The 26,107-nt window shown below is 50.2% G+C and carries 24 protein-coding genes, 1 tRNA gene and 1 pseudogene; 19 read left to right on the forward strand and 7 right to left on the reverse strand.

Translation table 11 applies throughout. The annotated features are described in order from the left end of the window. Nucleotides 1-6 precede the first annotated feature (6 nt). The 3 genes from rplQ (at nucleotide 7) to ACIS_RS01945 (ending at nucleotide 5,300) form a co-directional block, all read left to right on the forward strand. A complete protein-coding gene (gene rplQ, locus ACIS_RS01935; protein WP_012880554.1) occupies nucleotides 7-411 on the forward strand; it encodes a 50S ribosomal protein L17 in 405 nt (134 codons plus the stop codon). 3 nt (nucleotides 412-414) lie between these two features. Further along, the gene (gene pheT, locus ACIS_RS01940; protein WP_012880555.1) at nucleotides 415-2,796 is read left to right on the forward strand and encodes a phenylalanine--tRNA ligase subunit beta; all 2,382 of its coding nucleotides are present in this window, start codon (nucleotides 415-417) and stop codon (nucleotides 2,794-2,796) included. A gap of 422 nt (nucleotides 2,797-3,218) precedes the next feature. Then, nucleotides 3,219-5,300: a ComEC/Rec2 family competence protein gene (locus ACIS_RS01945; RefSeq protein WP_238523314.1), complete on the forward strand. Its 2,082-nt coding sequence runs from the start codon at nucleotides 3,219-3,221 to the stop codon at nucleotides 5,298-5,300. Nucleotides 5,301-5,444: 144 nt separating this feature from the next. Here ACIS_RS01945 and ACIS_RS01950 read toward each other — a convergent pair whose 3' ends face one another. From ACIS_RS01950 to rpmH, 3 genes are read right to left on the reverse strand one after another with little or no spacing between them, the layout of a single operon-like run. Further along, nucleotides 5,445-6,761, reverse strand: coding sequence for an alanine:cation symporter family protein (locus ACIS_RS01950; RefSeq protein WP_012880557.1), 1,317 nt, complete (start codon nucleotides 6,759-6,761; stop codon nucleotides 5,445-5,447). A gap of 13 nt (nucleotides 6,762-6,774) precedes the next feature. Next, complete coding sequence (gene rnpA / locus ACIS_RS01955; protein ID WP_012880558.1) at nucleotides 6,775-7,149, reverse strand: ribonuclease P protein component; 375 nt, start codon at nucleotides 7,147-7,149, stop codon at nucleotides 6,775-6,777. Continuing rightward, nucleotides 7,140-7,274, reverse strand: coding sequence for a 50S ribosomal protein L34 (gene rpmH / locus ACIS_RS05240; RefSeq protein WP_012880559.1), 135 nt, complete (start codon nucleotides 7,272-7,274; stop codon nucleotides 7,140-7,142). Before rpmH ends, rnpA begins: the two co-directional genes overlap by 10 nt. 150 nt (nucleotides 7,275-7,424) lie before the next feature. Here rpmH and ACIS_RS05085 point away from each other — a divergent pair, with 150 nt between their 5' ends. The 6 genes from ACIS_RS05085 to pstB all read left to right on the forward strand — a co-directional run bounded on the left by ACIS_RS05085 (nucleotide 7,425) and on the right by pstB (nucleotide 12,724). Then, nucleotides 7,425-8,684 carry a hypothetical protein gene (locus tag ACIS_RS05085; RefSeq protein ID WP_012880560.1) on the forward strand — a complete coding sequence of 420 codons (1,260 nt, stop codon included), beginning with the start codon at nucleotides 7,425-7,427 and terminating at the stop codon, nucleotides 8,682-8,684. A gap of 179 nt (nucleotides 8,685-8,863) precedes the next feature. Continuing rightward, nucleotides 8,864-9,427, forward strand: a complete 564-nt coding sequence (locus ACIS_RS05090; protein WP_148207710.1) for a hypothetical protein — start codon at nucleotides 8,864-8,866, stop codon at nucleotides 9,425-9,427. Between the two features lie 180 nt (nucleotides 9,428-9,607). After that, nucleotides 9,608-10,507: a 4-hydroxybenzoate octaprenyltransferase gene (locus tag ACIS_RS01970; RefSeq protein ID WP_010265190.1), complete on the forward strand. Its 900-nt coding sequence runs from the start codon at nucleotides 9,608-9,610 to the stop codon at nucleotides 10,505-10,507. A 12-nt stretch (nucleotides 10,508-10,519) separates the two neighbouring features. After that, nucleotides 10,520-11,005 carry a flavin reductase family protein gene (locus tag ACIS_RS01975; protein ID WP_010265186.1) on the forward strand — a complete coding sequence of 162 codons (486 nt, stop codon included), beginning with the start codon at nucleotides 10,520-10,522 and terminating at the stop codon, nucleotides 11,003-11,005. Nucleotides 11,006-11,186: 181 nt separating this feature from the next. Then, nucleotides 11,187-11,960 (forward strand): 4-hydroxy-tetrahydrodipicolinate reductase, encoded by a 774-nt coding sequence (gene dapB, locus ACIS_RS01980; RefSeq protein WP_012880563.1) that lies wholly within the window; start codon nucleotides 11,187-11,189, stop codon nucleotides 11,958-11,960. Between the two features lie 5 nt (nucleotides 11,961-11,965). Further along, entirely contained in the window at nucleotides 11,966-12,724 is a 759-nt protein-coding gene (gene pstB / locus ACIS_RS01985; RefSeq protein ID WP_010265176.1) for a phosphate ABC transporter ATP-binding protein PstB, read from the forward strand. A gap of 194 nt (nucleotides 12,725-12,918) precedes the next feature. On the opposite strand, the gene tgt is transcribed toward pstB, so the two are convergent. Then, nucleotides 12,919-14,181 carry a tRNA guanosine(34) transglycosylase Tgt gene (tgt, locus tag ACIS_RS01990; protein WP_012880564.1) on the reverse strand — a complete coding sequence of 421 codons (1,263 nt, stop codon included), beginning with the start codon at nucleotides 14,179-14,181 and terminating at the stop codon, nucleotides 12,919-12,921. Nucleotides 14,182-14,393: 212 nt separating this feature from the next. On the opposite strand from tgt, the gene rpmF reads away from it, so the two are divergent. The 3 genes from rpmF to ACIS_RS02000 are packed head-to-tail and all read left to right on the forward strand — an operon-like array spanning nucleotide 14,394 to nucleotide 16,591. Continuing rightward, entirely contained in the window at nucleotides 14,394-14,570 is a 177-nt protein-coding gene (gene rpmF / locus ACIS_RS05245; RefSeq protein ID WP_012880565.1) for a 50S ribosomal protein L32, read from the forward strand. A 6-nt stretch (nucleotides 14,571-14,576) separates the two neighbouring features. After that, nucleotides 14,577-15,623: a phosphate acyltransferase PlsX gene (gene plsX / locus ACIS_RS01995; protein WP_012880566.1), complete on the forward strand. Its 1,047-nt coding sequence runs from the start codon at nucleotides 14,577-14,579 to the stop codon at nucleotides 15,621-15,623. After that, nucleotides 15,623-16,591 carry a beta-ketoacyl-ACP synthase III gene (locus ACIS_RS02000; protein WP_012880567.1) on the forward strand — a complete coding sequence of 323 codons (969 nt, stop codon included), beginning with the start codon at nucleotides 15,623-15,625 and terminating at the stop codon, nucleotides 16,589-16,591. The genes plsX and ACIS_RS02000 overlap by 1 nt, the downstream gene beginning before the upstream one ends. A gap of 73 nt (nucleotides 16,592-16,664) precedes the next feature. Here ACIS_RS02000 and ACIS_RS02005 read toward each other — a convergent pair whose 3' ends face one another. Further along, the gene (locus ACIS_RS02005) at nucleotides 16,665-17,129 is read right to left on the reverse strand and encodes a nucleoside deaminase (protein ID WP_012880568.1); all 465 of its coding nucleotides are present in this window, start codon (nucleotides 17,127-17,129) and stop codon (nucleotides 16,665-16,667) included. A gap of 172 nt (nucleotides 17,130-17,301) precedes the next feature. On the opposite strand from ACIS_RS02005, the gene ACIS_RS02010 reads away from it, so the two are divergent. From ACIS_RS02010 to ACIS_RS02020, 3 genes are all read left to right on the forward strand, one after another. Continuing rightward, nucleotides 17,302-17,985 (forward strand): hypothetical protein, encoded by a 684-nt coding sequence (locus tag ACIS_RS02010; protein ID WP_012880569.1) that lies wholly within the window; start codon nucleotides 17,302-17,304, stop codon nucleotides 17,983-17,985. A 53-nt stretch (nucleotides 17,986-18,038) separates the two neighbouring features. Continuing rightward, a complete protein-coding gene (locus tag ACIS_RS02015) occupies nucleotides 18,039-19,517 on the forward strand; it encodes a replicative DNA helicase (RefSeq protein WP_012880570.1) in 1,479 nt (492 codons plus the stop codon). 155 nt (nucleotides 19,518-19,672) lie between these two features. Further along, the gene (locus ACIS_RS02020; RefSeq protein WP_049756285.1) at nucleotides 19,673-20,752 is read left to right on the forward strand and encodes an FAD-dependent oxidoreductase; all 1,080 of its coding nucleotides are present in this window, start codon (nucleotides 19,673-19,675) and stop codon (nucleotides 20,750-20,752) included. A gap of 79 nt (nucleotides 20,753-20,831) precedes the next feature. Here ACIS_RS02020 and ACIS_RS02025 read toward each other — a convergent pair whose 3' ends face one another. Beyond that, complete coding sequence (locus tag ACIS_RS02025; protein WP_012880572.1) at nucleotides 20,832-21,770, reverse strand: peptidylprolyl isomerase; 939 nt, start codon at nucleotides 21,768-21,770, stop codon at nucleotides 20,832-20,834. After that, nucleotides 21,767-22,627, reverse strand: coding sequence for a polyprenyl synthetase family protein (locus ACIS_RS02030; protein WP_041651145.1), 861 nt, complete (start codon nucleotides 22,625-22,627; stop codon nucleotides 21,767-21,769). Before ACIS_RS02030 ends, ACIS_RS02025 begins: the two co-directional genes overlap by 4 nt. A gap of 323 nt (nucleotides 22,628-22,950) precedes the next feature. Here ACIS_RS02030 and ACIS_RS02035 point away from each other — a divergent pair. The 4 genes and pseudogenes from ACIS_RS02035 to ACIS_RS02050 form a co-directional block, all read left to right on the forward strand. Next, nucleotides 22,951-23,023 (forward strand) — tRNA-Glu (locus ACIS_RS02035). A gap of 221 nt (nucleotides 23,024-23,244) precedes the next feature. After that, nucleotides 23,245-25,032, forward strand: coding sequence for a ribonucleoside-diphosphate reductase subunit alpha (locus ACIS_RS02040; RefSeq protein ID WP_041651431.1), 1,788 nt, complete (start codon nucleotides 23,245-23,247; stop codon nucleotides 25,030-25,032). Between the two features lie 65 nt (nucleotides 25,033-25,097). After that, nucleotides 25,098-25,571, forward strand: coding sequence for a Holliday junction resolvase RuvX (gene ruvX, locus ACIS_RS02045; RefSeq protein WP_012880575.1), 474 nt, complete (start codon nucleotides 25,098-25,100; stop codon nucleotides 25,569-25,571). After that, nucleotides 25,572-26,105, forward strand: a pseudogene (locus ACIS_RS02050) (GTPase); the annotation flags it as partial. Nucleotides 26,106-26,107: the final 2 nt, after the last annotated feature.

The following is a 26,107-nucleotide window of genomic DNA, read 5'->3' on the forward strand; positions in this document are numbered from 1 at the left end:
TTTGTAATGAGGCACGGTGTAAGTTGTAGAAAGTTCTCCCGCCCTACTGCGCATAGGGTGTCCATGTTGGCTAATATGGCGGTGTCGCTGGTTCGCCACGAGCGTATTGTCACCACGGTTGCGAAAGCCAAGGACCTGAGGCCGTTTGTGGAGAGGTTGGTTACCATTGCGCGTAGGCTTGCGGAGAAGGATCCAGTCCGTGGCCGCAGGCTTCTGCTCTCCCGGCTGGGCGGGAATTTAGAGGCGGTTAACAAGATGTTAGGTGTTCTGGCCAAGCGCTACGCGCGACGTCCTGGCGGGTACACCAGGATTTTGAAAGACGGGTTCCGCTCGGGCGATTGCGCGCCAGTTGCCATTATGGAATTTGTAGACAGGAAAGAAGAGGAGCCTAAGAAGGCCGTTGAGGGCTAACCCGTGAGGTTCGCATATTCCTGGCTTCTAGATCATTTGGATACCGAGTGGTCGGCTGGTGCGGTTGCGGATGAGCTGTCTCGCTTGGGTATCGAGGCAGAGTTGTTTCGTGAAGATCGGAGTCCGGCCCCGTTTGTGGTTGCACGGGTCGACGCGGTTAAGCCACACCCTTCAGCCGATAAACTGAGGGTTTGCGAAGTCTTTGATGGCGCGGGTCACGTGCAGGTAGTGTGTGGCGCTTCCAACGTTAGGGAGGGTATGCTGGCTGTGCTGGCGCGCTGTGGTGCTGTTGTTCCCAATGGTGGCCTTACGATTGCTGAGGTGGTGCTTAGGGGAGTGACGAGCCGTGGCATGCTCTGTTCTGCCGACGAGCTCGGCGTTCATCAGGGGTCAAAGCTGCAGGATTCCGGTATACTGGACCTCCCGAGTTCTGACTACGCAGTAGGGGATAGCTTCTTTCTGCCTGGGGCCGTGATCGAGGTTGGTGTGACACCGAACCGGGGGGATTGTCTGGGCCTGCGCGGCATCGCAAGGGAGTTGGTAGCTGCCGGGGTTGGCACTTTGAAGCCGCTGTCTGCTGTCGACCTGAAGACTTTTGGGAGTTCCCCAATAGAGGCCGAAATGCGCTCTACGGGTGTGCTTATGGGTAGATATATCCGGTCTGTCAAAAATACTGAGAACTCACCCAGATGGATAAAAGATCGATTGGTATCTGCCGGCATCAGAACTATCTCGTGCATTATTGACATAGTGAATTATGTCATGTTGGTGCTAAACAGGCCCATGCATGTATACGACGCCGACAAGATACAAGGAGGTAAGCTTATTGTTGGTGCATCGCCTTTGAACGCGGATTTTTGCGCGCTTGACGGGAAGAAATACACCTTGAGTAACGACAATTTGGTGGTGACCGATGGTGCTGGGGCCGTACATTGCATTGCTGGTGTTATGGGGTCAGCGTTGAGCGAGTGTACGCTAGAGTCCGGGAACGTGTTTCTCGAATCCGCATGGTACGATCCGATTGACATTGCGAGATCGGCCAGGAGTCTTAAGCTATCCACGGATTCCAGCTTTAGGTTTGAGAGATTTACTGATCCCGGGTGCATTAGGCTCGGTCTGGATCTTGCGGCACACATGATTGTAAAGTACTGTGGCGGCGTTGCATCCGATGTTGTGATGTGCGGCGAGGCACCGTTGCCTGAGGGCAGGGTGATAAGTTTCCATCCAGATTCTGTAAGTATTGTGGGCAGTGTTGACATTGAACACGGGGAGATTCTCGGTATATTGACAGCCTTGGGTTTCGGGGTTGATGCCGATAAAGGGTGTCCGTGGGAGGTGACCGTTCCGTCTTGGAGGTTGGCTGATGTACGGTCCTCCCGCGATATTGTAGAGGAAGTGTTGCGAATGCACGGGTATGACAAGGTTCAAGAGCAGCCCGTTACTCCCGATGCTGCAAACCTACGATGGTGTGGTTCGCGCAATGATGGCGACAAATTGTGCCTGGTCATGCTGTCCGCGGGGCTTACAGAGGTTGTAACGTGGTCCTTCATGAGCAGTGCTGTAGCGGAAAAATTCGGGTATATCATTGAGGATTTGCATATAGAGAACCCAGTAAGCAACAAGTTCGACGTTATGCGTCCGACTCTTTTGCCCAACTTGCTACAGACGGTTGCGAGCAATCAAGCATGCGGGTGCGAGAGTGTAGCAATTTTCGAACTTGGGGAAGTGTATTGTGGATTGCTTGACAGCAACGAGCGCTCGGTGTGTGGCGTGCGTTCTGGTGATTGTGCTCCACGCAATCCCCATGTCTCTACCAGGAAGTTTGATTTTTTTGATGTGAAGTGCGATGTTTTGCAGGTGCTCACCCAGCTGGGTGCCGATAGTAGGTCGGTTGAGTTCAGAGAATGCAGTAGAAATTACATGCATCCAGCGCGGTCTGCCGATATATACTTTCGCGATGTACTGTGCGGATATGTTGGTGAGCTGCACCCCGACCTTGCTGACTTTTTTGAATTGCGGTTTGCCGCTGTGTGCTTTGAGGTATTTGTGTCCCGCGTTCCAACCATTAGTGCATGCTCCGCAGAGGACGAGTTTTCGGTGCACAAGTACCAGACAGTCAAGAGAGATTTTGCGTTCGTGTTGGACAAAGGAATACGGGCTAAAGCCTTGGTTGATGTAGTAAGCAGCGTTCCCAATGTGGAGGAGGTCTCGGTTTTCGATGTTTACTGCGGCAACAACGTTCCCGAAGACAAGGTATCTATTGCTGTTGCTGTGGTGATGATGTCAAAGATGGGTACTATGACCGAACTGGAGATCAAGGACGTTTCGGAGCGCATTATATCCCTAGTGGCGCAAAAACTAGGTGGCGAGCTGAGGGCTGATTAACCAGCGTGCGGTAGATTACTTAATTAAGGCCACTGTCGGCTTGATTGTGCTACGCGTAGTAGACCGTCATACAGATTGTGTTGTGAATTGCTACAATAGGCCGAAACGAAAGCGAGTGCGACTCCACATGTAGTTGATTGTTTGGCAGCATTACAAGAGGGTGGATGATTAGGATGGGCACGGGATTGTCAATAATATGGGTGAGCCATGGCGCTCCTAATGGGGAGCAGGGCTGTAATGCAGTAATTTACGCGTGACTCAAAAATTGGTCCCGTGTTGTGGCGCTTGAATTCTTAAGATTTTAATCCAATAATAGCTTTTGGCTCACCATTAACGCGATGCAGCCCGCAGTAGGACCGTTTCACGCAAGGCGGCTCTGGCAATTGACTGTCAGTGCGCTTGCATTGCAAACCTGCAATTTTGTGGTATGGATTCCAGCATTGCAAGCGGCGGGCATCCTACTATATTTTTCCCTGAAGCACGAGCCAGGTTTCGTACTTGCAGCACTTGTAGCTTGTGCGGCATTGATACTTTTTTTGCTCACGCTGGTTGAGAGGAGGCTTCTGCCGATAATTTTAGCGTTTGGGGCATTAGGGTTTGTAAGTGCATATTGTAGAACTTCATTGTTGTTCTCCAAAAGGCCGCCCACTGCCACGTTTCGCCGGACATACGTCAGTAATGCTACCGGAGTGCTGAAAGAAATTAATCATAAGCCCAGGTACATTCAACTCCTGGTGTGTAATGTAACCAGTGACAGGATTCAGGGCATATGTGCCAGACTTGCTGTAAGGACTGCAATCGATCCTACAATAAGGCCGGGGGACATACTGACGTTTTCTGGAGTTATGCACCCACCGCTTATTTCCGCATCTAAGCATGGCTACGATTTTGCGCGAGTTGCGTACTTCAGGGGTATCGATGCAGTTGGTTTTACGACCTCCCAGGTTAAGTTGCATGAGCGCCGAAGTGGGGTGGGGCTCAAAGAGCGGGTTGAGAGAGTAAGAGACCGGATATACGCAAGGCTTGTTTCGGGTCTTCAGCGGGATTGTGCAGAGATAATGGCGGCGCTACTGGTTGGTAAAAGGCTGGGCATCAGAGACGAGATTCTAGCAGATATACGAAACTCGGGGCTTTCACATCTATTTGCGATTTCTGGGCTTCACCTATCTTTTGTTGCTGGTATCTTCTTCATGCTTACCAGGAATATTTTCGTCCTGTCTGAGACCATAACCCTCAAATATAATATAAAGAAGTTTGCCGCGGTTGCAGCGGTTATCGCAAGTTTTCTCTACTTGCTTGTTTCCGGTATGCCAGTTTCGGCTTGTAGGGCGTTTATTATGGTGACCCTGACTTTTGTTGGGATAATGATTGATAAGCCCAACAACGGATTGCGCTCCATATCTCTTGCTGCGTTTATCATACTGCTGTTCACTCCTGAGGCAATCTTACTACCCAGTTTTCAGATGTCGTTTGCTGCCGTTATAGCGCTGGCTGCAAGTTGTGACGTAAGTAAGGTGATTTCTGCGTGCAGTGTTGTGAGGTATATTACCGCTGCAGCTGCTGGCTCTCTGATTGCCAGTATCGCGACTGCTCCATACGTTGTATACCACTTCAATTACTTCTCCGTGGTTGGAGTGATATCGAATATTGTCGCAATCCCGCTCACAGCATTTGTAGTAATACCGCTAGGCCTTGTATACGTGGTGATGGACTACCTGTCTATTGGCTCATTAGTGTCCCGCGTGTTGGAGATGTCTGTAGGCCTGATTTTGTGTGTTGCTCGTTATGGCGCGAAAGTTGAATGGTTAGCGCCAACTGTGCGCAGTATTCCTCCCAGTGCTGTGCTACTTATGACGCTTGGATTGCTGGCGTTCAGCTGGGGGCGAGGGACTCTCAGAATCGTGTCAGGTTTACTTTTTACCTTGTCTGGACTTCTACTTGCGATTACCTACAAAACTCCGGACATCCTCTTTGGAATTAACGGTGTGGCGGTGAAGGAGGGTGATGGGAAGCTGCATTTTGCAATGAGGAAGGGGAATAGCGCGAGAGGATTTGCATACTCCGCATGGGCTCGGGAAAATGGGCAGACCCGCATTGTCAACGAGGAGTATTTTGGTCGGGGTAAGAAGCTAATATGTGTGGCAGGCGGTTGTACATATGGAAGCAGGGTGCTGATTTCTTGCGATACCGAATTCATTGTGCAGCACTGTTCGGAAGCAGATTTGGTAATACACACCCAGCTCGGTGTGCACTACCCGTCACTATGCAGCCATGTACCCCATATTAGTTATGATGACGTCAAAGAGCGCGGAGCACATTATGTATCGTTTAGTGGATCTTCGATCAAAGTAGAAAGTGCACGTACCGGTAGGCCCTGGCACATCAATGCAGCTGGTTTTGTGCAGGAGAAAAAATGTACCAAGTGTATTGCCGGTGGCAAGAATGTACGTCGGGCAACTTCTTTTTGCGATAGTACAGCGACCGAGCCACAATCTACTCGCTGACAGATTGCGTAACTTGCGGTGCAACTCCCGGATAGTGCTGCGGCACTCCCCAACAAGCCGCCCACTACTGAGCCAGAGGCCTCAAATATTTTTCCACGGATGCTGGGCCATCAGCCCAAAGATGCATAAAACTCCGGGGTACGGCTACTTTAGATGCGCAATCTTGAACATATCTCGATACTGTGATGCTAGTACAAGCATTCCAATCGTGTTCACCATTATGGCTAGCGAAATCGAAAGGTCTGCAATATCCCACACGAGTCTAACCGCACACACAGACCCTATGGGGGCTATGGCTATAAAAAGCGTAGTCCAGGCCTTCCCGTAAAAGTCTCTCCGCAAAACATACAGCAGCGCCTCCTTTGAGCACATAAGCCACGTCAGTATCGTGGTGAACGAGAAACAGAACATCAGTGCCAACAGCGCGTACTCTACATAGCCCGCTCCCAAAACGCTCGTGAAGGCAGCAAAGCACATGTTCGTGCTCTCCAGCTCAGTATCAGGCCACACTCCGGTCGTGAGCAACACCATGGTTGTGACGAAGGCTACGATTGCAACAATGAACGGTGAAATCAGGGATACTAGGCTCTGCTGCGCCACAAACCTCCTGTCGTCACCCTCGTTTGTCACCAGCGAATGTACCGTCCCCTCAAGCCCCAGACCTATGTCGGTCGCAAATATACCACGCAGCGCCCCAACCTGCACAACTGCCAGGATTTCTGCCACGAATGCCAAAGTCGCCCCGTTTTTCAGGCTATCTAGATTCAGGAAGCTGGTGAGAATTAGCGTTAGAGAAGGCAAAATATTGTCGTAGCACTTCCCCAGAACGATGAAACACAGCGCCACGTACAATATCACCATTGCTGGGACAATGCCAGAGACAGTTTTGGCTATGAAACCCATACCCAAGGCGCTGACGAAGAAGAGAGCAAACGCCATCAGCACGCCGGCAGCCAGTGGAGGCAGATCCATCAGGTTCATGGGGATAGCCAGAGAATTTACCTGGACCAAATTTCCAACAGTCACGGCGCATACTGCAGTCACGAATGCAACGACGGATGGGGCCCACCTCGCCCCCAGGGCGCGCTCAATGTACACTACAGGCCCCCCGAACGTCTTGCCATTTGCTGGTACCCTAGTGGAGATGCTTATATAACAGTTGGCATATTTTATAATTGAGGTGACTATTATTATCAGCACCATCCAAACTATGAAGCCGGGCCCTCCCGAACTCAACGCCACCGCGGTCCCAGAGATATTGCCAACGCCTAAGTTCCCACCAACAATTGTGCATAAAGCGGCTACGGAGGAGAATTTTCTCCCTCTGCCCGCGAACAGCGAGGAAATAGCAAGGGGGAGACCCCGTATTTGCAGCCAGCTAGATGCAATAGATAGGCGCACTCCGGCAAACAGCAACAGACCAACAGCAGGGATGCACAGGAGAGAGTTCAGCAAACTCATAATTCCCCCACAACTAGTCGCTAGCCGGTGTATACAACTTCAGCCTCTTCAGGCACGATACCAGGCTAGACCGCAAATCTGACACTTTAGCGTACGACAGCCTGCTGCTGCTCACAAAAACGTAACAGAATCCCCTGGCCGCACTTGCGGAGATTACATCTTGAGCGACAACCCTCAACCGCCTGCGTATCCTGTTGCGGACAACAGAGTTGCCAGACTTCTTACTTACAGTAAAACCAACCCGGACCAACCCGGCACTCCCCGACGGGCCAGCAGGGTCCTCCACAGCTTGCAACAACAGACCGCCGCTACTAGCAGAGCGCCCACTGAACCTAGCATGTGAGAACTCCCTTCTCTTTTTTAGAGTGACAACCCCCCTCAGGCGCACAGAAGACCCCTCCCCTTGGCACGTCTCCTATTGAGGATCTTCCTTCCCCACCTCGTGGACATCCGCGCGCGGAAACCGTGCCTGCGCTTTCTCACAATCCTACTTGGCTGAAATGTCCTTTTCATTATACCGCACCAGGGCCAACAACGCTACAGGCTATAATTAATCTTTGCTGTTGTCAAGTGGTTACAACCTTTGACATTGCATTGTGAGACTTGACACCACAGAGATGTTGGTGTATGCATGAACCTTGTCTAACTTGACTGGTTTGTATTGTGAGTGATTGTGTTGTGCCTTCGTCAGGGTCGTGCGAAGACCCCAGGGGGGAGCTCAGGAATGAGCTTAGAGCCATAGACGCTAAGTGGAAGCCTAGGATTGAGAGTGAAGCTAAGGTACGTGAGGCTCGTGAAGTTCTTGTTGCTTGCTTGGAGAGGTTTCTGCGAGCAGCAAGTGAGTGCAGTGCTTTAGGTATTCTAGAAGGAACATGTTTGTCCAGCACTGACAACGCAGAGTTGATTGAAAAACTCAGGCGTGCGCTTAGAACCATAGATGCTCGTATAGCGCTCAGGAAGGAACTTGACGCCATAGACGCTGAGTGGAGGCTTGAGATTGAGCGTGAAGCTAGGGCGCGTAGGGCTAAGCAAGCACGTGAAGAGCTCAGGAAGGAACTTGACGCCATAGACGCTGAGTGGAAGCCTAGGATTGAGCTCTGGAATACGCTTAGAGCCATAGACGCTGAGTGTAAGTCTGAGATTGAGTGTGAAGCTAGGGCGCGTAGGGCTAAGCAAGCACGTGAAGAGCTCAGGAATAGGCTTAGAGCCATAGATGGTCGTTTTGAGCTCAGGAATGAGCTTAGAGCCATAGACGCTGAGTGGAAGCCTAGGATTGAGCTCAGGAATGAGCTTAGAGCCATAGATGGTCGTTTTGAGCTCTGGAATAAGCTTAGAGCCATAGACGCTGAGTGGAAGCCTAGGATTGAGCTCTGGAATAAGCTTAGAGCCATAGATGGTCGTTTTGAGCTCAGGAATAGGCTTAGAGCCATAGACGCTGAGTGGAAGCCTAGGATTGAGAGTGAAGCTAAGGTACGTGAGGCTCGTGAAGAGCTCAGGAATGAGCTTAGAGCCATAGACGCTGAGTGGAAGCCTAGGATTGAGCTCAGGAATGAGCTTAGAGCCATAGATGGTCGTTTTGAGCTCTGGAATAAGCTTAGAGCCATAGACGCTGAGTGGAAGCCTAGGATTGAGCTCAGGAATGAGCTTAGAGCCATAGACGATGAGTGGAAGCCTAGGATTAAGGCTCAGCAAGAACTGATCGGTGCCGCGAAGGCGCTGCTAGGAGCAACAAGTACGTGCGAGGGGTTGGGTATTCTAAACGCAGGTGGGATCAGCACCAACACTGCGGAGTTGATTGAGGTGGTAGCAGACGTGTGCACGGTGTTGTCAACAGCAGAACCTGCTATGCCCAGCACCGAATTGGTGGCAAGTGTCGTCACTACTGCAAACCTTGCTGTTCCTGGCGCTGCATTGCATAGCTAAAAGAACGAGGGACCCCATCCCTTTACCAAATCTTGCTTAGATTAATAGCAATTGATGCTACACGCTGCTCTGTACAGGTTTCTGTAGTGTTTGGTGAAGGTCCTAGCCGGTAGGTTTGCCTTGAGCGAACAGCGGTTTTGTGGTAGACCGTGAAGCTAGTATGTGTGTTGGGGTGGCTTATGTTAGTGGGTTCGGATTGTCCTGTTAGCAGGCCAAGCGGCTTCTCGGGCGAGCAGAGGCTGATTAGTGCTGCCCGTTCGTCCCTTTTGCGCTTGGGTAGGGTCAAGGTATCGTGTGACGCCCGTGAAGAGCTCAGGAATGAGCTTAGAGCCATAGACGCTGAGTGGAAGCCTAGGATTGAGCTCAGGAATGAGCTTAGAGCCATAGATGGTCGTTTTGAGCTCTGGAATAAGCTTAGAGCCATAGACGCTGAGTGGAAGCCTAGGATTGAGCTCAGGAATGAGCTTAGAGCCATAGACGATGAGTGGAAGCCTAGGATTAAGGCTCAGCAAGAACTGATCGGTGCCGCGAAGGCGCTGCTAGGAGCAACAAGTACGTGCGAGGGGTTGGGTATTCTAAACGCAGGTGGGATCAGCACCAACACTGCGGAGTTGATTGAGGTGGTAGCAGACGTGTGCACGGTGTTGTCAACAGCAGAACCTGCTATGCCCAGCACCGAATTGGTGGCAAGTGTCGTCACTACTGCAAACCTTGCTGTTCCTGGCGCTGCATTGCATAGCTAAAAGAACGAGGGACCCCATCCCTTTACCAAAGTCTTGCTTAGATTAATAGCAATTGATGCTACACGCTGCTCTGTACAGGTTTCTGTAGTGTTTGGTGAAGGTCCTAGCCGGTAGGTTTGCCTTGAGCGAACAGCGGTTTTGTGGTAGACCGTGAAGCTAGTATGTGTGTTGGGGTGGCCTATGTTGCTGGGTAGAGTCAAGAACCTCATCAAATGCCACCTCCCGCTCCCGTATTTTACGCTGTGCAGGCTGCAAAGTGTGGAAATAACCCTACTTGCTGCCTTTCCCGCGCTTGCCAGTATCTCCATTGCGTCAAACAGCATCGCGAAAACCCTGTGGCTTTTTGTGCTCAGCGCGGTCGGTGCGGCCATTGTGAGGACTGCTGGGTGTGTGATCAATGATATATTTGACAGAAAGATAGATGCAAAGGTCCGGAGGACCAAAAACAGGCCTCTTGCCTCTGGTGCCCTTACTGTTCCTCAGGCATTAAAAGTGCTGCTGTTGCTGGTTGGGATCGCCCTAGGTATTTTGCTATTGACCAACGCGATGACTTTCTACCTAAGCACCTTTTTTGCAGTTGGTATTGTGCTATATCCCTTGATGAAAAGATATTTCTCCTACCCGCAGTTTTTTCTCGGTTTTGTATTCAATTGCGGGGTGTTGATAGGCTCTGCAATGGCGGCAAATAAGCTTGTGCTTGGGTCCATACTCCTGTACATAGGATGCATATTTTGGACCACCGCCTATGATACCATATACGCCTGTCAAGATAAGGAGGATGACGCGATTTTGGGCCTGGGAAGCACCGCAGTCAAGTTCGGTGCTAATACAAAGCGATACATAGGGAGGCTGTATATACTTACCACTACCATGTGGGTGAGTACGGGCGTAATATCCTCGTTGGGTGCTGCTTATTATGTGTGCATGTTGGGGATTGCCGGCATATTCTACTACCAATACGCAAAGTCAGACTTTGACAGCCCCAGCAGATGCATGTATATGTTCAGGATCAACATGTACGTGGGGCTGTTGCTTTTTCTGGGCGCGTTTCTCGGTAAGATAGGTATCAGGTTTCTGTAATTCCCGGTTCGAATGCAACTCGGCGATGTTTCTTCGGAACTATTTAGGTCTTGTATGGGGAGGTTTGCCACCGGTGTTACTGTGGTAACTACGATGGACAACTGTGGTGTTATGCATGGAGTTACGGTTAGCTCGTTCAACTCTGTGTCTCTGGATCCGCCGCTGGTATTGTTTTCTATTGAGAAAACTTCTTCGAGGTTTGGTGTGTTTAGCATGTGCACCCAGTTCGTTGTGAATATTTTGGGTGAGCACCAGGCCGACGTTTCCAGAAATTTTGCAGAGAGGAATAGGAAGTTTTGGGAGAGCTATAATTTTACAGTAGTGGATGGTATGCCCGTGATAAACGGATCCATAGCCTATTTTTATTGTACGATGCATCATCTGTACGATGGGGGAGATCACAAAATTGTGGTTGGTAGGGTGCTGGACTGTAAAATTCTTGATGATGCCAATCCCCTGCTTTACTACCGTGGTGGGTACTGTAGGTTGAATTGCTAATGCGTCGCAATTGCGTACTGTATGCCGATCTGGCAGCTGTCATAAAAAGAAACGTTGCGCGTGCCCCGTATCTGTGGGACGCTATCATACACCGCCGCCGGCAGCTGCATGTTTGTGTTGCCGTGTGTTACGTAGAGTAGTGGTACAAAAGGCGTCTGCACGTGGTTTAAGGTCCCTTGCAATGAAGATTGGCATAGTTGGTTGTTTGGGTAGAATGGGCCGCATAATTGTACAGGAGGTTGTAGGGACTGGTGGTGTTGAGCTTAGTGGAGGTGTTGTAAGGCGGGGGAATGGCCTTGTAGGCGAGGATATGGGGGCAGTGCTCGGCTGTGGCCATGGTGCCAAGATTACGGATTCCAAGGAATTTCTTTTTGATTGCTCTGATGTTGTTATTGATTTTAGTAGTCCTGAGTGTATGCTCGAGTGTGTAGGCATTGCCTCCGAGAAACGTGTTCCACTTGTTAGCGGCACTACCGGAGTCGATGAGAGGGATTTTCGCACGCATGCGGAGAAGGTTCCGCTTTTATGGTCGTGCAACATGAGTTTGGGTGTTACATTGTTACTAGAGCTAGTTAAAATGGCTGCAGCTGGATTTCGGGGCTATGATGTAGAGATTCGAGAATTGCATCATAGAGCGAAAAAAGATGCGCCCTCTGGAACATCGCTAATGCTGGGTAAGGCTGTGGCACAGGGTATGGGGGTTGAGCTTGAATCGCAGCAGCACACCTTCGGTTCCGGTTGTAGGCGGAGTGGCGCCGTGGGGTTTTCCGTTGCCAGAGGAGGAGGGGTGATAGGCGATCATGCGGTTATGTTCCTCGGGGATGATGAGATTGTAGAATTGCAGCACCGGGCGATTGATCGAAGGGTTTTTGCGCGGGGTGCTATCAAGGCCGCGTGCTGGCTGGTAGGAAAGCCGGCAGGGCTGTATACCATGTCAGATGTATTAAGGGCTTAATTTCAGTGTCAGAAGTTCATGCTGCAGTAGAGGGTCTGAATCTGTGGTATGGCAAGAAGCAGATTTTGTTCGATGTTAACCTAGATGTGTACAAAAGGGAGGTTACTGCCCTTATAGGGCCGTCTGGGTGCGGCAAGTCCACGTTCTTGCGATGTTTTAACCGCATGAATGACTTTGTTCCAGATTGCAAGGTGGAAGGCAAGATTGACATTGAAGGGATGGACGTGCACTCGCCCGACACTAATGTTGTGCTGCTGCGGGCGAAGGTTGGTATGGTGTTTCAGAAACCGAACCCGTTTCCCGACTCGATATACAAAAACATAGCTTATGGGCCTAAGCTGCATGGGTTAGCCAGAAACAAGAGGCGGCTTGATGACATCGTTGAGGAAAGTTTGCGACGTGTAGGGTTGTGGGATGAACTGGGCGGACGGCTGAAGGATAGTGCGTGTAAGCTTTCTGGTGGGCAGCAACAGCGTCTATGCATAGCCCGAGCGATTGCGGTTAGGCCTACTATGCTGTTGATGGACGAGCCGTGCTCTGCGCTTGATCCTGTGGCTACAGGTGTTGTGGAGAATTTAATCAAGGAGCTAAAGAAGAATTTCACGATAGTGCTGGTCACTCACTCTGTTAAGCAGGTACGAGAAGTTTCGGACAGGGTCGCGTTTTTTCAAGAGGGCAGAATAGTTGAGCACAATACGACCAAAGAGGTGTTCAAGGCCCCGAAATCAGAGGAAGTTAAGGGATATCTAGCTGACCACTTATAGCGGTTCATAGCGCAGCGCTCCTACCGGAACCCCCCTGTATGTGGGGGAGAGGCCAATGCCCTTTATAGCTCTCGTACAGCCTGCCTATATAGTCTGAAGTGTTTTCTGCAGCATAACCAGGAATTGATAGTGCGGGTGCGCTCTTTCTATCCCCTAGATGCCACCAACATGAAACATAGCGTAGCTTTTGTTGGTTACCTAGGTGCGGTTGGGGTTTTCCCGCTTGGGGGGGGCTGCGGCGATGCCGAGTCCGGTGCTGCCCCGCGTCCTCCGAGCCAGTACTCATATTCTTGCTCTAAGGTTTCTCCCGCTATCGCCCTTCTTACGCGCTGCATTAAGCTGTTCATGAAGTATACATTGTGTATCGTAATAAGGGTGTATGCCAGTAGCTCCTTGGCTTTTAGTAGATGGTGGAGGTAACCCCTTGAGTGGTGATTACAGGTATAGCAGCCGCAATCTTGCTCGATGGGAGCCAAAGAACGCGCAAATTCGGAGTTGTATAAATTAACATACTCCCTGTCCGGCGAGATTCTGTTTTCGGGCCTTACCAGCGCTGCCCCGTGTCTTGCTATCCTGGTGGGATATACACAGTCAAACGTGTCTACGCCGTTCATTACTCCGTGCAAAATGTCGCACACATTGCCGATACCAAGCAAATGCACGGGCCTGCTCTTGTCAAGCAAACTGGTGGTCAAAGAGACGGTATCATACATCTGCTGTTTATGTGACCCAAGCGAGCCACCAATTGCGTTGCCAAAGAACGGAGAGCTGTTAGCAAACTCGCAACTGACGCGTCTAAGATCACTATGCACTCCACCCTGTATGACGCAATACAAAGCTTGCGTTCCGTCTGCGGTTTTTTGAAATTCCTCTAGTGACCTCAATGCCCAGCGGTTGCTCATGTGCATAGACTGTGCTGTATACTCGTAACTAGTGTGGAAAGGGGTGCACTCGTCCAATACTACGACAAGATCTGCCCCTAACATGCGTTGGATATGCATGGATTTTTCGGGAGTCAGATGATGCAGCTGCCCGTTGATGTATGACCTAAAAATTGCGCCGCTCTCATCTATCTTGATGAGAGAGGAATTAGCCCGCTTTCTTTTGCCTTTCAATTCCTCCGATACTGAGCCGTATCCAAGGCTGAAAATTTGATACCCTCCAGAGTCGGTCAACATTGGCCCTTTCCAGCCAAGCATGTTATGCAGCCCTCCCAGCGCGGCCACCGTTTCTGCCCCTGGTTGCAGCATAAGATGATATGTATTAGAGAGCACGATCTGCGTGCCGCATTCTTTGACAGTTTTCATGTCTAACGATTTTATAGCGGCCTTTGTTGCGCAGAAAATGAACGCTGGGGTATACAACACCCCATGGGGGGTGGAGATTACACCGACGCGCGCCCTATTGTGCTGTAGCAGGACGTGAAAATTGAAGTTTTGATACAATCTGGCGTACATACAAATCAGCAGTAGCCATGGTAGGCCATTTACCGGTATGCCGCATCAAAAAATTTTTTGCGTTCTTAACATGTGTGCCTGCCAGATTTATGGGTGGGTTGAGAGGTAGTTGATGGCTGTTTGGCTTGTAGAGTGGGTTCTTTTTGAAAAATGCTATTGCCAACCTCGATTTTCTGGGCCATAATCCGGATATTGTGGGCGAAGGTTAGGCTGTGGCTGTACCCAAGAGGAAAAAATCGAAATCGCGTCGCAACATGCATCGTTCGCATTTGGGGCTGTCTGCTGCTAACGTTGTTATTGACCCAACTACTGGAGAATATAAGCTACCCCACCACGTGTGTTTAGGGGGCTACTACAACGGGAAGCGAGTTACGGAGTCTAAGGTTTAGTTGTGTATGGTGCATGATGGCGGCGCAAGCGTATCGGTGGCACTCGACGCTATGGGGGGTGATTGTGGCCCCGAAGTTGCCATCAAGGGGGCGGATCTAGTCCTCTCCGGTGTTGTTCCGTGCGAGTGTAAGGTGCATCTTAGTATATACGGCAAAGAGAGCGCGGTGCTGCCGGTGCTCAGTAGGCACAGGTTGGTAGAGAAGAACAGCGTATTCATCGATACTCCAGATGCCGTGTTACCTGACGACAGGCCGTCTTTTGCGCTCAGGCATCGTAGAAAGTCGAGTATGTGGTGTGCCATAGAGGGCGTCAAAAAAGGCATGGTTGCTTCTGCAGTTTCTGCGGGGAACACGGGTGCTCTTATGGCGATATCTAGATATCTCTTGGGAACGCTACAAGGTATAGATCGTCCGGCGATTGCCACTGTACTGCCTTCTAGGGAGGGTAATTTTGTTGTACTAGATTTAGGTGCTAATGCTGAATGTGTTCCGGACTCGCTATTTCAATTTGCGATTATGGGCAGGGCGTTTTCGAAAACTGTGCTTGGCGTTAAAAATCCCAAGGTGGGGCTATTGAACATCGGTGCAGAGGAGACAAAAGGTACATGTGGCATTAAAGAGGCATTTGCACTAATGCGTGACGCAAAGCAGGGCATTAATTTTTATGGATATATTGAGGCGAAAGAGGCATTTGACGGAGTGGTAGACGTTGTTGTTACTGATGGCTTTTCCGGGAATGTTATGTTGAAGACCTGCGAGGCAGTGGCTGGTCTTACGCTTCATATACTAAAAAAGGAGATTTGCTCTTCCTTGTTTGGCAGGGCCCTGATGCGTGTTGCACGCCCTTTCTATTTCAGGAAACGAGCTAGCGGCAGTGCTCTGGATGTGAGGTCATACAATGGTGCCGTGTTACTAGGTCTCAATGGTGTTGTGGTAAAAAGCCACGGCTCGGCTGATGCCGTGGCGTTTGCTCACGCGATTAAGGAGGCCGTATGTGCGATCAGCCAAGGAGCCATGGTGAAAGAAATGATCTCGGAAGTAAGTAACATTTGATGCGAAGGTCTGTTTTCTGTGGTGTAGGGGCGTTTCTACCTGCAAAAGTCATTACTAATGATGATCTATCGCTCATGGTCGATACCACGGATGAGTGGGTATTTCGAAGAACTGGCATAAAGCGCAGACACGTTGTGGAAGAGGATGATACCGTGTCCGGTATGGCGACCGAGGCTGCTAAGATTGCACTAGAGGATGCTGGGATATCGGCAGCTGAAGTCGATCTTGTAGTCGTCGCAACCTCAACTCCGGATCAAACAATGCCGAGTTGTGCAACGATGGTGCAAGGAAATCTGGGTTGCAAGAACGCAGCTGCGTTCGATGTAAACGCCGCCTGTTCGGGTTTTTTGTACGCTCTGTCGATTGTAGATAGCATGATAAAGGCTGGCCAGGCCAACATCGCTCTGATCATAGGGTCCGAGGCAATGTCTAAAGTGGTAGATTGGACGGATAGGTCCACATGTGTGCTGTTTGGTGATGGTGCTGGGGCGTTTGTACTCAAAGGGCAGGACGAGACATTCGAGTCCGACACCGGAATCATGTCCACTCTATTGTGTTCTGATGGCTCACTTGGTGATGTGCTATACACAAGTGGTGGGGTTTGCTCCACTGGTAAGGCAGGGTGTATACGCATGAAGGGTACAGTGCTGTTCGAGCATGCTGTGGTCAAATTATCTTCTACTATTGCGGCACTACTTGCGCGCAACGCACTGGATATTAGTTCGGTTGACTGGTTTGTTCCTCATCAAGCCAATGTGCGAATTATTGACCTCGTGATTGACAGGCTAAAGCTTTCCAGGGATAAGGTCATCTTGAGCATAGATGAGCACGCTAATACTTCGTCTGCGTCCATACCGCTTGCAATGTACGAAGCTAAGCGTGCAGGTAAGATCAAAAAGGGCAACCTAATACTGTTCGCCGCTATAGGGGCCGGTCTTACATGGGGTGTGAGCTTGATCAGATTGTAGTGCATGTTGCTAGCATGCACGTGGCCTGCAGTGGGGTCGATTCTTAGCATGGAATGAGGTGGTCTTGTTCATGCTACGGTTGGCACCGATGCTTGCGTAGCTTTTGGAAAAAATTTTTCAGTATTTCTGCGTTTTCCCTCTCAAGGAAACCGCCGTACACTTCAGGGATATGGTTACAGAACCTAAACACCCGGGCACCGTGTTCTACCCCCCCGCATTTTACGTTGTAGGCGCCAAAGTACAGCCTGCGGATTCTCGACAGAGATATCGCATAGGCACACATAGCACACGGCTCGAGCGTTACATACATATCACAATTATTCAGCACGTGGGTTGAGAAGTGAAGGCAGGCCTCTCTGATGGCGAGCATCTCCGCGTGCGCTGTTGGGTCTGAGTTACGAAGTGTGAGGTTGTGTCTACTTGATATCACAACCCCGCGCTCATCGACGACTATGGCGCCCACTGGGACTTCAGCTGGCGAACTGACTGCCTCCAGCATTGCCAATCTCATGTAGGGGGATTCTGGTAACATATTCATGTGCTTGCAAACACCAGGCCTCAAGCATAGAACAAGAGTAACCGCGCGTAAAGGTGCTGCGGTGTCACAGTATGTTACTTCTGACTTAACAATAGCCAGCTCTATGCAACATACGCTTTATAGATCCGCCGTAGTATGCTAGAATCAGTGCGGGTGCTTCTGAGTTTGTGGTGTGGTTAGGAAATTGCTAGGACTGATACCAGGTGCTGGGATTGCAGGGTCCGCATTGAAAATAGGCGCAGGAGCTGTGGGGTTGGTTGCATCCCTGCTGCTGTTCATTAAGCCGCTTAGAAAGCGCGTGTTCAGGTGTATTGCGAATATTCTGCTCTGGCCGTTTAGAGCATTGCTGAACGTGTTGTGCTATGTTTGGCAGGTCCTGAAGAAGTTTTTGTGCAAGCTGTGCACGATTTTAAAGAATGCAATTGACGCGCTACTATCTGCTGTGCTGCGCCTGGTTGCGAAGATTTCTAACCTGTTTGGGCATGAGGCTCCCGATGTGTCCAGTGAGAAGTCCGCAGAGGAACACGACGTGGATGAGGCGCTGACGGATCAGGAGAAGTACGACATTGAAAAAGAGGATAAACTACTCAAAAGGGATGTTTCGTCCACACAAAAGCGTGAGGTTGCAGACGGTGATGCAAAATATGAGAGCTCCGCGCAAATTGTTGGGGTGGCGGAGCCCATCGGTAAGTGGACCAAGCTTGTGATGTCGGAAAGGCAGGAGCGTTTGGCTCGCTTGTTCAGTTCGGGTGCCAGAGTTGGCGGCGATAGCGGCGAGCTTCCCAATGGATTTTGGCAAATGTTCGTTCGTTTGCCCAGTCGGTTTCAGGGTAAATACATGGCAAGATCTAGGTAGCTGTCTGTTGCTGGTTTGCAGCATGATTCTCCGATGGTATAATTCCCAAGTGTTTGTTGGGGTTTTTAGTGCAGGACTTAAAAGAGGGCAGCGCGCTGAGCGCTATAGGCGGTTTGCCCAGCAACATTGAAGCTGAGCAAATGCTCATAGGTGCGATGTTGAGGGACAACAGAATCTGTGATGCTCTGGAGGATGTGATAAGTACTGATGTGTTTTTTGATCCTCTACACGGGCGGATTTTCGATCAAGTAATCAAAATTAACCGGCGTGGGCTTGCTGCTAACGAGGTTAGCCTGAAGATGTTTTTTGACAACGATGAAGCGCTAATTGAATGCGGCGGCGCCGAGTATCTGGCCAAAATTGCGGCAAAGGCCAGTGTGGTTTTTGACATAAGAAGTGTAGCTCAGGCCGTGTTTGACGCGCATCTTCGACGCTGTTTGATTGCTTTTGGAAATGATGTGGTTAGCAATGCGTACGACTACGACTCTGATAATCCAGCAGAGCAGCAGATAGAGGATGCTGCACAGCGGCTGTTCGTACTCGGTAGTAGGGGAAAAGCTGACAGAAATTATCACAAATTCTCGGTGTTGGTGGAGGACGTAAGAAAGAAGATTGAAACTGCCAGAGAAGGTGCAAATGCCCTGCAAGGGGTGTCTGTGGGGCTAAAGGATCTAGACCAACTGTTGAACGGGTTGCAAAATTCTGACTTAATAGTTGTGGCTGCGCGTCCTTCCATGGGAAAAACGGCCCTTGCTCTGAACATGGCCCTAAGTGCATGTAAATCACTCAGAAGTGCAGGGAAGAGTGTTGGGTTTTTCTCACTTGAAATGTCTGCGGAGCACATTGCTTCCAGGATCATATCGATTGAATCTGAGATCAGTTCCTATAAGGCTTTGTCGGGTAAGATCAGCAGCGCGGATTTGAATCAGGTCTTGAAGGCTAGTGAGAAGATATGTGATTTGCCGTTGATAGTGGATGATTCGTCCGTTCTATCAATAAGTGGTCTCAGGACCAGGATAAGGAGAATGCACCAGATGCACAACATCGGGGTTGTTTTTGTAGACTATCTGCAGTTGATTAAGGGAACCACAAAACGCAGTGGAGAAAATAGGGTACAGGAGGTTTCTGAGGTTACTCAAGGTTTGAAGGCCATAGCAAAGGAGCTAAATGTCCCGCTAGTGGCGCTGTCCCAGCTTTCCCGGTTGGTTGAGCAACGTGACGATAAAAAACCCCAACTATCTGACCTGCGTGATTCTGGAAGCATAGAGCAGGACGCGGATGTGGTTATGTTTTTGTATCGAGAAGAGTACTACGAGTTGAGAAAACAGCCTGCCGAGGGAACTGCTAAGCATGCAGAGTGGCAAATGAAGATGAATTCGATTAGCAATGTTGCTGATGTGCTTGTTTCGAAGCAAAGGAATGGGCCTATAGGCAACGTAAGACTTTTTTTCGAGCCCGAGAAAGGGAAGTTTAGGGATTACACTGCGCGTTATGATGTGTACGGTGGCAGCGAGTTGCACTCCGAGCAGTGATTGGCTTGTGCTGACCAAGCTTAGGTGCTACCCGTTGCGGCAGAGGCAGTGTTGACTGTCTTACTGTGGGCCTGCGTGCACTGTGCTTTGCTTTAAACACGATCGCCGTGTTTCTTCTTGGGTGTGGTGTTAGGCCTTGGTTTAGGAATGGCAACATGGTGAAAACTGCGGGAATAGCAGGGGCTGGATTGATCGGCAGACTGCTGGCTTTGGCGCTATTGCAGGATGGTTGGCGGGTGTCGATTTTTGATCGGGATAGCGTACTAGGCAAACAAAGCTGTGGGTTTGTTGCGGGTGGCATGCTTTCCCTGTACTCCGAAGCGGAAACAATCGGGGACTTGGTTGTAGAACTAGGCCACAGATCGGTGGAATTATGGCCCAAAATTCTTTGTTCCGTTGGCGCAAGCGAATACCTTAAAATGCTGGGAAGTGTAATTGTGGCCCATACGGGTGATTTGCACGAATTAGAGAGAATATGCACCATAATCAGGCGAAGATTTCCTAGTCTTTTTGGTGATCTTTGCATTTCCGATGAAGTGCACACACTGGAGGAAGGGCTGTCTGTCCGTCACGGTGTATACATTCAGGGGGAGGGGTGCGTAGACAGTATGCGACTTTTCTCGCGTTTGGAGGCCACCTTGACGTGTTTGGGCGCGAAGTGGCTTTGTAATACGCACGTGGATGAAGTAACATCTGGAACGATAGTAACGGGCGGCCATCGGCACGTTTTTGACGTGGTTTTTGATTGCAGAGGCGTTGGAGCAAAGAGTGCAATTTCTGGCCTAAGAGGGGTTAGAGGGGAAAGCATGCTACTCCACGCTCCGGAAGTTGTAATCAGCCGCCCAGTGCGTATGGTGCATCCAAGATATAGCATATATGTGGTACCCAGATCTGAGAGTAGGGTGATAGTTGGTGCTACAGAAATAGAAAGCTGTGATTTCTCTGAAGTATCGGTTAAGTCTGTGCTCGAGCTGTTATCAGCAGCATACTCGGTTCATAGGGGCTTTGCGGAGGCCAGAGTACTTAACATGATGTCCGCCTGCAGGCCCGCATTTGCTGACAACCTTCCGAGAGTTATAGTTGAGAACAATGCCGTAAGAATAAATGGCCTATACAGACACGGGTACCTTAGCGCTCCCGCGATAGTGGAAGAGGTAATAAACCTACTGAAATGTGGCAACACACGCTATCCAGGACTCCATACCAAGTGTGAGGGCAGCCCCGCTGCTACGTGAGCAACACGTACAGCGCTGGGTCCAGTATGGTGCGGTGGATGCCGGTATAGCATTCATGACCCACATGATCCGAAACCGCCTACTTCCCATCCTGAGTGGGAGCCGCCTTGTGCCTAACCTGCACGTCAATAATCTTGACACTGTGCTTATCCACGCCCCGATCAAAACCAGACAAAAGTTCCGGTGGCACTATTATGGACCTGCGGCTGTCCGACCTGAGACCAATTATTCCCAATTCTAGTACAATCGGGACACTTCTGGCGCCTATCACGAAATCGACAACCCGATCCTCAATTAGCACCTCCCCACGCACATCCTTCACGGTATACGTAACAGAGACCTCATCGCCGCATCGCGCCTCGGTTATAGCCCCCTTGCTACCAGTATCCCGCTTGTCAAAGGACATAAGATTCCTTATATCTTTTGCCTCCGGTACTGTGTCATCCACAGACGTGAGCTGCACATAATAGCTGTCAGATTTCCCTTCTCCATCACGGGTTATTGTGACAATTCTGCTGCCACCCCGCCTCATACCGGCCAAGGCGTAATTTAGCTCCTTGACCTCGTGTGACCCAAGTCTAAAACTCACGGGCTGCGTGCTACCACTGATCTTGCGTGCGGCCTGTAGCGGATCAGTGCTCTCCTGGCCGTCCATGGGGAAATGCAGAATCATAGCAGAGACTTTCTGCCCACACAACACTTCACGCCCCTCGCCTTCTTCCATGTCTACCAAGCGGAAATTCTCCTTCAGAGGGGTAGCAGACGCCATATTGTGTAGGTACTCCGCTAGCCCCTGCTCGCTTATATACCGGTCGATTCTGGCTTCTATTATCGGCCGCAATATCAAGGCTCCTATCTTGTATGCAGGGCTGTCATTGTCGGCAATGGAGACCCTGTAAGGTTTCTCCGTGCGCTCAGCCACGTCAGAAACAATACCCGTGGATACTGCCCTTAACAACAGCCCAAGAACGGCGAAAACTGCAACTACGCACAGCACGCGATATGCCAGAACCTTCATACGCTTAAGTTTTCCACAAATACAACAAGACCCCCGAGTGTACCAACGTCACCGGGCAACTTTTTCAAGTGTTTCTCACACTTGCGCAGTAGGCCATCAACGTAGCCCCGCGTTCCCTCAACTCCGAGAATATATGCCATGCTTCCATAGCAACGCTCGCTGTCCTCTCCGGCGTCATTGAGATCATCCTTTGCTTGAAACGCGCAACCCAACGCAGACCCATACTCTGCTAGCGCTGCCCTTTCTTTGGTGGACGCCCCACCCAGAACTGCTCCAGCTTCACAAGCGGCAGAGAACAACCTAGCGGTTTTCAATTCGTGTATCCTCCTAACCCCCTCAAACGATGTTGAAGAGTGTGCCTCAATGTCCAACGCTTGCCCAGCCACCATACCGCAACGGCCACACGCTTTGGACAGCAACTCTATGATTTTACACCTTACAGCACAACCTTCATCCATGGTCGACAATAACTCAAAGGTGAGTGTAAGTAAAGCATCGCCAGTTAAAACTGCAACTGCCTCCCCGAATTTTGTGTGGCAGCTTTCCCTCCCGCGCCTAGTGGGGGAGTTATCCATGGAAGGTAGGTCATCATGTACTAGGGAGTACGCATGAACAGCCTCAATAGCGGCGCCCAGCCGTAATGTTCTTTCTGCACTGACGCCAAAAACCCGCGCCGACGTGCTTGCCAGAAAGGAACGTATGCACTTTCCCGGATTTGATATGGTGTAGCTCAGAGCCTCGTACAGGACTGTTGACGGACACTCCGCCTTTGTGGACGCAATCTGCACGAGTTCCTTCCGCACCAGACAGGAAAAATCCTCTACCTTCTGCCGTATGTCACTGTAACTATGGCGCATAAACGGTGTCACCAGACTTCCTTACTAAATATACAGGAGTTTGCCTGCATGTCCCAGGTTTTTGCTTGTGTGAGCACTGCGAGGAACCCCGAATTTTACGTTTTCGTTTTGATGCAACTTGTGGTATTTTGACGGCGTTCGGTGTGCACCTGGCCGGTGTGCTTGGTTGGTAGCTTGTTGGCGTGGGGTTTTGTGCCCTGAAGGTCCGTTCGGGGGCGTGGGCTGGGCACTTCCGCGGGTTTTTGGTGAAGCCAGTGGGTTGTGTCGCCGTAGGAATTTTGTTTGACTGTAACGGTGCTGGTGATTATATATGGGTCTGCTGTGACTCCTTCGTCTAGTGGTCTAGGACCCCACCCTTTCACGGTGGTAACGCGGGTTCGACTCCCGTGGGAGTCACTTACCGGCCAGGTGCGGTGTAGGTGTTTCTAGAATTGGGATTGGTCCCGTCGGAGTTTCTTTAACCATTAGTTACCGGCGATGGGCCCTTTTGTCCCTTGTGTTACGTGAGTGCTGTATATAGTACTGAATTGCCGATATAGGTACTGTATGTGTTCAAAGGCGGGATTAAATACCGCTTTTCGGGTTTGGATGTTAGTGAATGTAGGAGGTATGACAAGGTGTCACCGATTATTGTCGACCGTACCAGGGACAACAACCTTACTAGCTTTGGCAAGGCGGTGCTGTCTGATAGGTATTTGCTGGATGATGAAGACTATCAGCAGCTTTTTGTGCGTGTTTCTCAGTATTATTCAGATAATGACGAGCACGCCCAGCGGCTTTACGACTACATGAGCAAGTTGTGGTTTATGCCTGCTACTCCGATACTGAGCAATGGGGGGACCGGCAGGGGCCTGCCGATTTCGTGTTTCTTAAACGAGACCGAAGACAGTTTGGTTGGTATATTAAACCTGTGGAATGAGAACGTGTGGCTTGCATCCCGTGGTGGGGGCATAGGGAGCTATTGGGGAAATCTCCGCTCCATTGGAGAAAAAGTTAGAAGTAGTGGTAAAACTTCGGGAATAATTCCGTTTATAGTCGTGCAAAATGCGCTAACCTTAGCCATAAGCCAGGGCTCTTTGCGTAGGGGCAGCTCCGCTGTGTACCTACCAGTTGGGCATCCGGAGATTGAGGAATTTCTAGACATCAGAAAACCCACAGGTGGTGATCCCAATAGAAAAGCGTTGAATATCCACCACGGGGTCTTACTTACTGACGAGTTTATGAGGGCTGTTGAGCAAGACAAACCCTGGGATCTGGTGAGCCCTAAGGACAGGTGTGTTATCTCCACTGTCAGAGCCAGGGATCTGTGGATCAAGATTTTAACCACCAGGGTTGAAACAGGGGAGCCATACGTTGTATTTGTGGACACCGTTAACAAACACAAGCCGGACATATACAAGGAGCTCGGACTGGAAGTGAAGATGTCCAACCTGTGTACCGAGATTACCCTTGCTACAGGAGAAGACCATCTGGGAAGGTCCAGAACCGCGATCTGCTGTCTTGCATCCCTGAACCTGGAGTACTATGACATGTGGAGTGGGGAGCCCCTCTTTGTAGAGGATGTGATGCGATTCCTAGACAACGTGCTCACCGATTTTATCAACAAGGCTCCTCCAGAGATCGAGCGTGCAAGGTATGCTGCGATGAGAGAACGCAGCATCGGAGTGGGAGTTATGGGATTTCACTCGTTTTTGCAGAGCAAGATGGTACCTTTTGAGTCCTTCGCCGCTTCGGTGTGGAACAAGAAGATTTTTGAGCATATAAAGCGCCAGGCAGATGAGGTTTCTCGTAAGCTTGCTATGGAGAAGGGGCCATGCCCTGATGCGGTGGACGCTAACAAAATGGAGCGCTTCGTGCATAAACTCTCCATTGCCCCCACAGCTTCCATATCCATAATTTCTGGTAATACCTCACCGGGAATAGAGCCGTATGCAGCAAACGTGTTTACTCACAAGACTCTTACCGGCTCCTTTGTGGTGCGTAACAAGTTTTTGCAGAAATTGCTGGCATCCAAGGGATTGGACAACGATCAGGTTTGGTCATCCATTTCCACCAACGAGGGTTCCGTGCAGCATTTGGATTTTCTTACCGAACAGGAAAAGCTTGTTTTTAGAACCGCTTATGAGATGGATCAACGCTGGATAGTTGAGCATAGTAGCGACAGGGCTCCGTACGTATGCCAGGCGCAGTCGGTCAACATTTTTCTTCCTGCAGGTGTGCATAAGCGGTACCTACATAAGATACACTTTCTTGCTTGGAAGAAAGGGGTAAAAAGTCTTTACTACCTAAGATCCAAATCGGTACAGAAGGCAGACAAGGTGTCTCACGTTCATGGCGGACAGGCGGTTTCTCCGCAACGGCAGATCACCAATTTCGACTATGATGAGTGCCTGGCGTGCCAGTGATCACGTAGCCGGTGCTTTGCTGCCGGCCCCGCTGTCGTTTACTGTGTCGTGAGGCAGGGTTTGTGATGTTGTGCGAGAGCATCGAGGGCTTTTTCGAGAAGCTAGGGGCCAACAAGAAGATTCTAGGGTTGGATTTTGGCGAGAGGAAGCTTGGCCTTGCCATAAGCGACAGCACGGGGACTATTGCGATGCCCCACAGTGTGTATCTTAGGAGGAATATAAGGCAAGATCTTGGAGAACTGAACGCCATTTTGAAAAGGGAAGGAATTATTGCGGCGGTCGTGGGTCTACCACTGCAACTTGATGGCCTTGAGGGGGAGATGTGTGCCGTGGTGCGCGCTTTTGTGAGGAAGCTGATAAAAAAATCTGGCATCTATGTGTACCTACACGATGAAAGATACACGACCGCAATGGCTAGTAGGGCGACCGAAAGTCTTGGGTTGCGCAGAAAGGAATCTCAAAAGGTAGATGATAAAATATCTGCTGTGCTGATCTTGCAACAGGTGCTAGATATGGCAAAAGGGCGAGGGATAGCCTGAATCTACATCAGAGGAGGGAAAGGAGGCGATGGGTGTGTAAGTTTCAGGCGGGAGAAGTTCGTAGAGTGTGGTGGTCCTGACGGTGGTAATGGAGGAAATGGCGGGTCAGTGATATTCATCGCCAGTAATGCCGTCAATACGCTATTATACTTCAGATATAACCAACACATAAGGGCAGAAAATGGTAAACCAGGGTCCGGCAAGGGGAAGTTTGGTGCAGCAGGCCGTGACCGTGTGGTAGAAGTACCGGTAGGCACCCAGTTGTATGATGAACATGGGGATGATCTTATAGCAGATTTGAATAGCGTAGGGCAAAGGCATATAGCAGCAGCAGGTGGAAGGGGTGGTGTTGGCAATGCTCAGTACAAGAGCTCTACTAACCGTGCACCAACGTATTTTACCTACGGAACTCCTGGGGAAGAGCATTGTGTGCTGCTGAAGCTTAAGATAGTCTCTGACGTAGGAATAATAGGCATGCCTAATGCTGGGAAGTCTAGCTTATTGTCGCGCTGTACTGCATCAAAGACGAAGGTTCA

It is taken from the genome of Anaplasma centrale str. Israel (genome assembly GCF_000024505.1).
In the GTDB taxonomy this organism is placed as follows: Bacteria; Pseudomonadota; Alphaproteobacteria; order Rickettsiales; family Anaplasmataceae; genus Anaplasma; species Anaplasma centrale.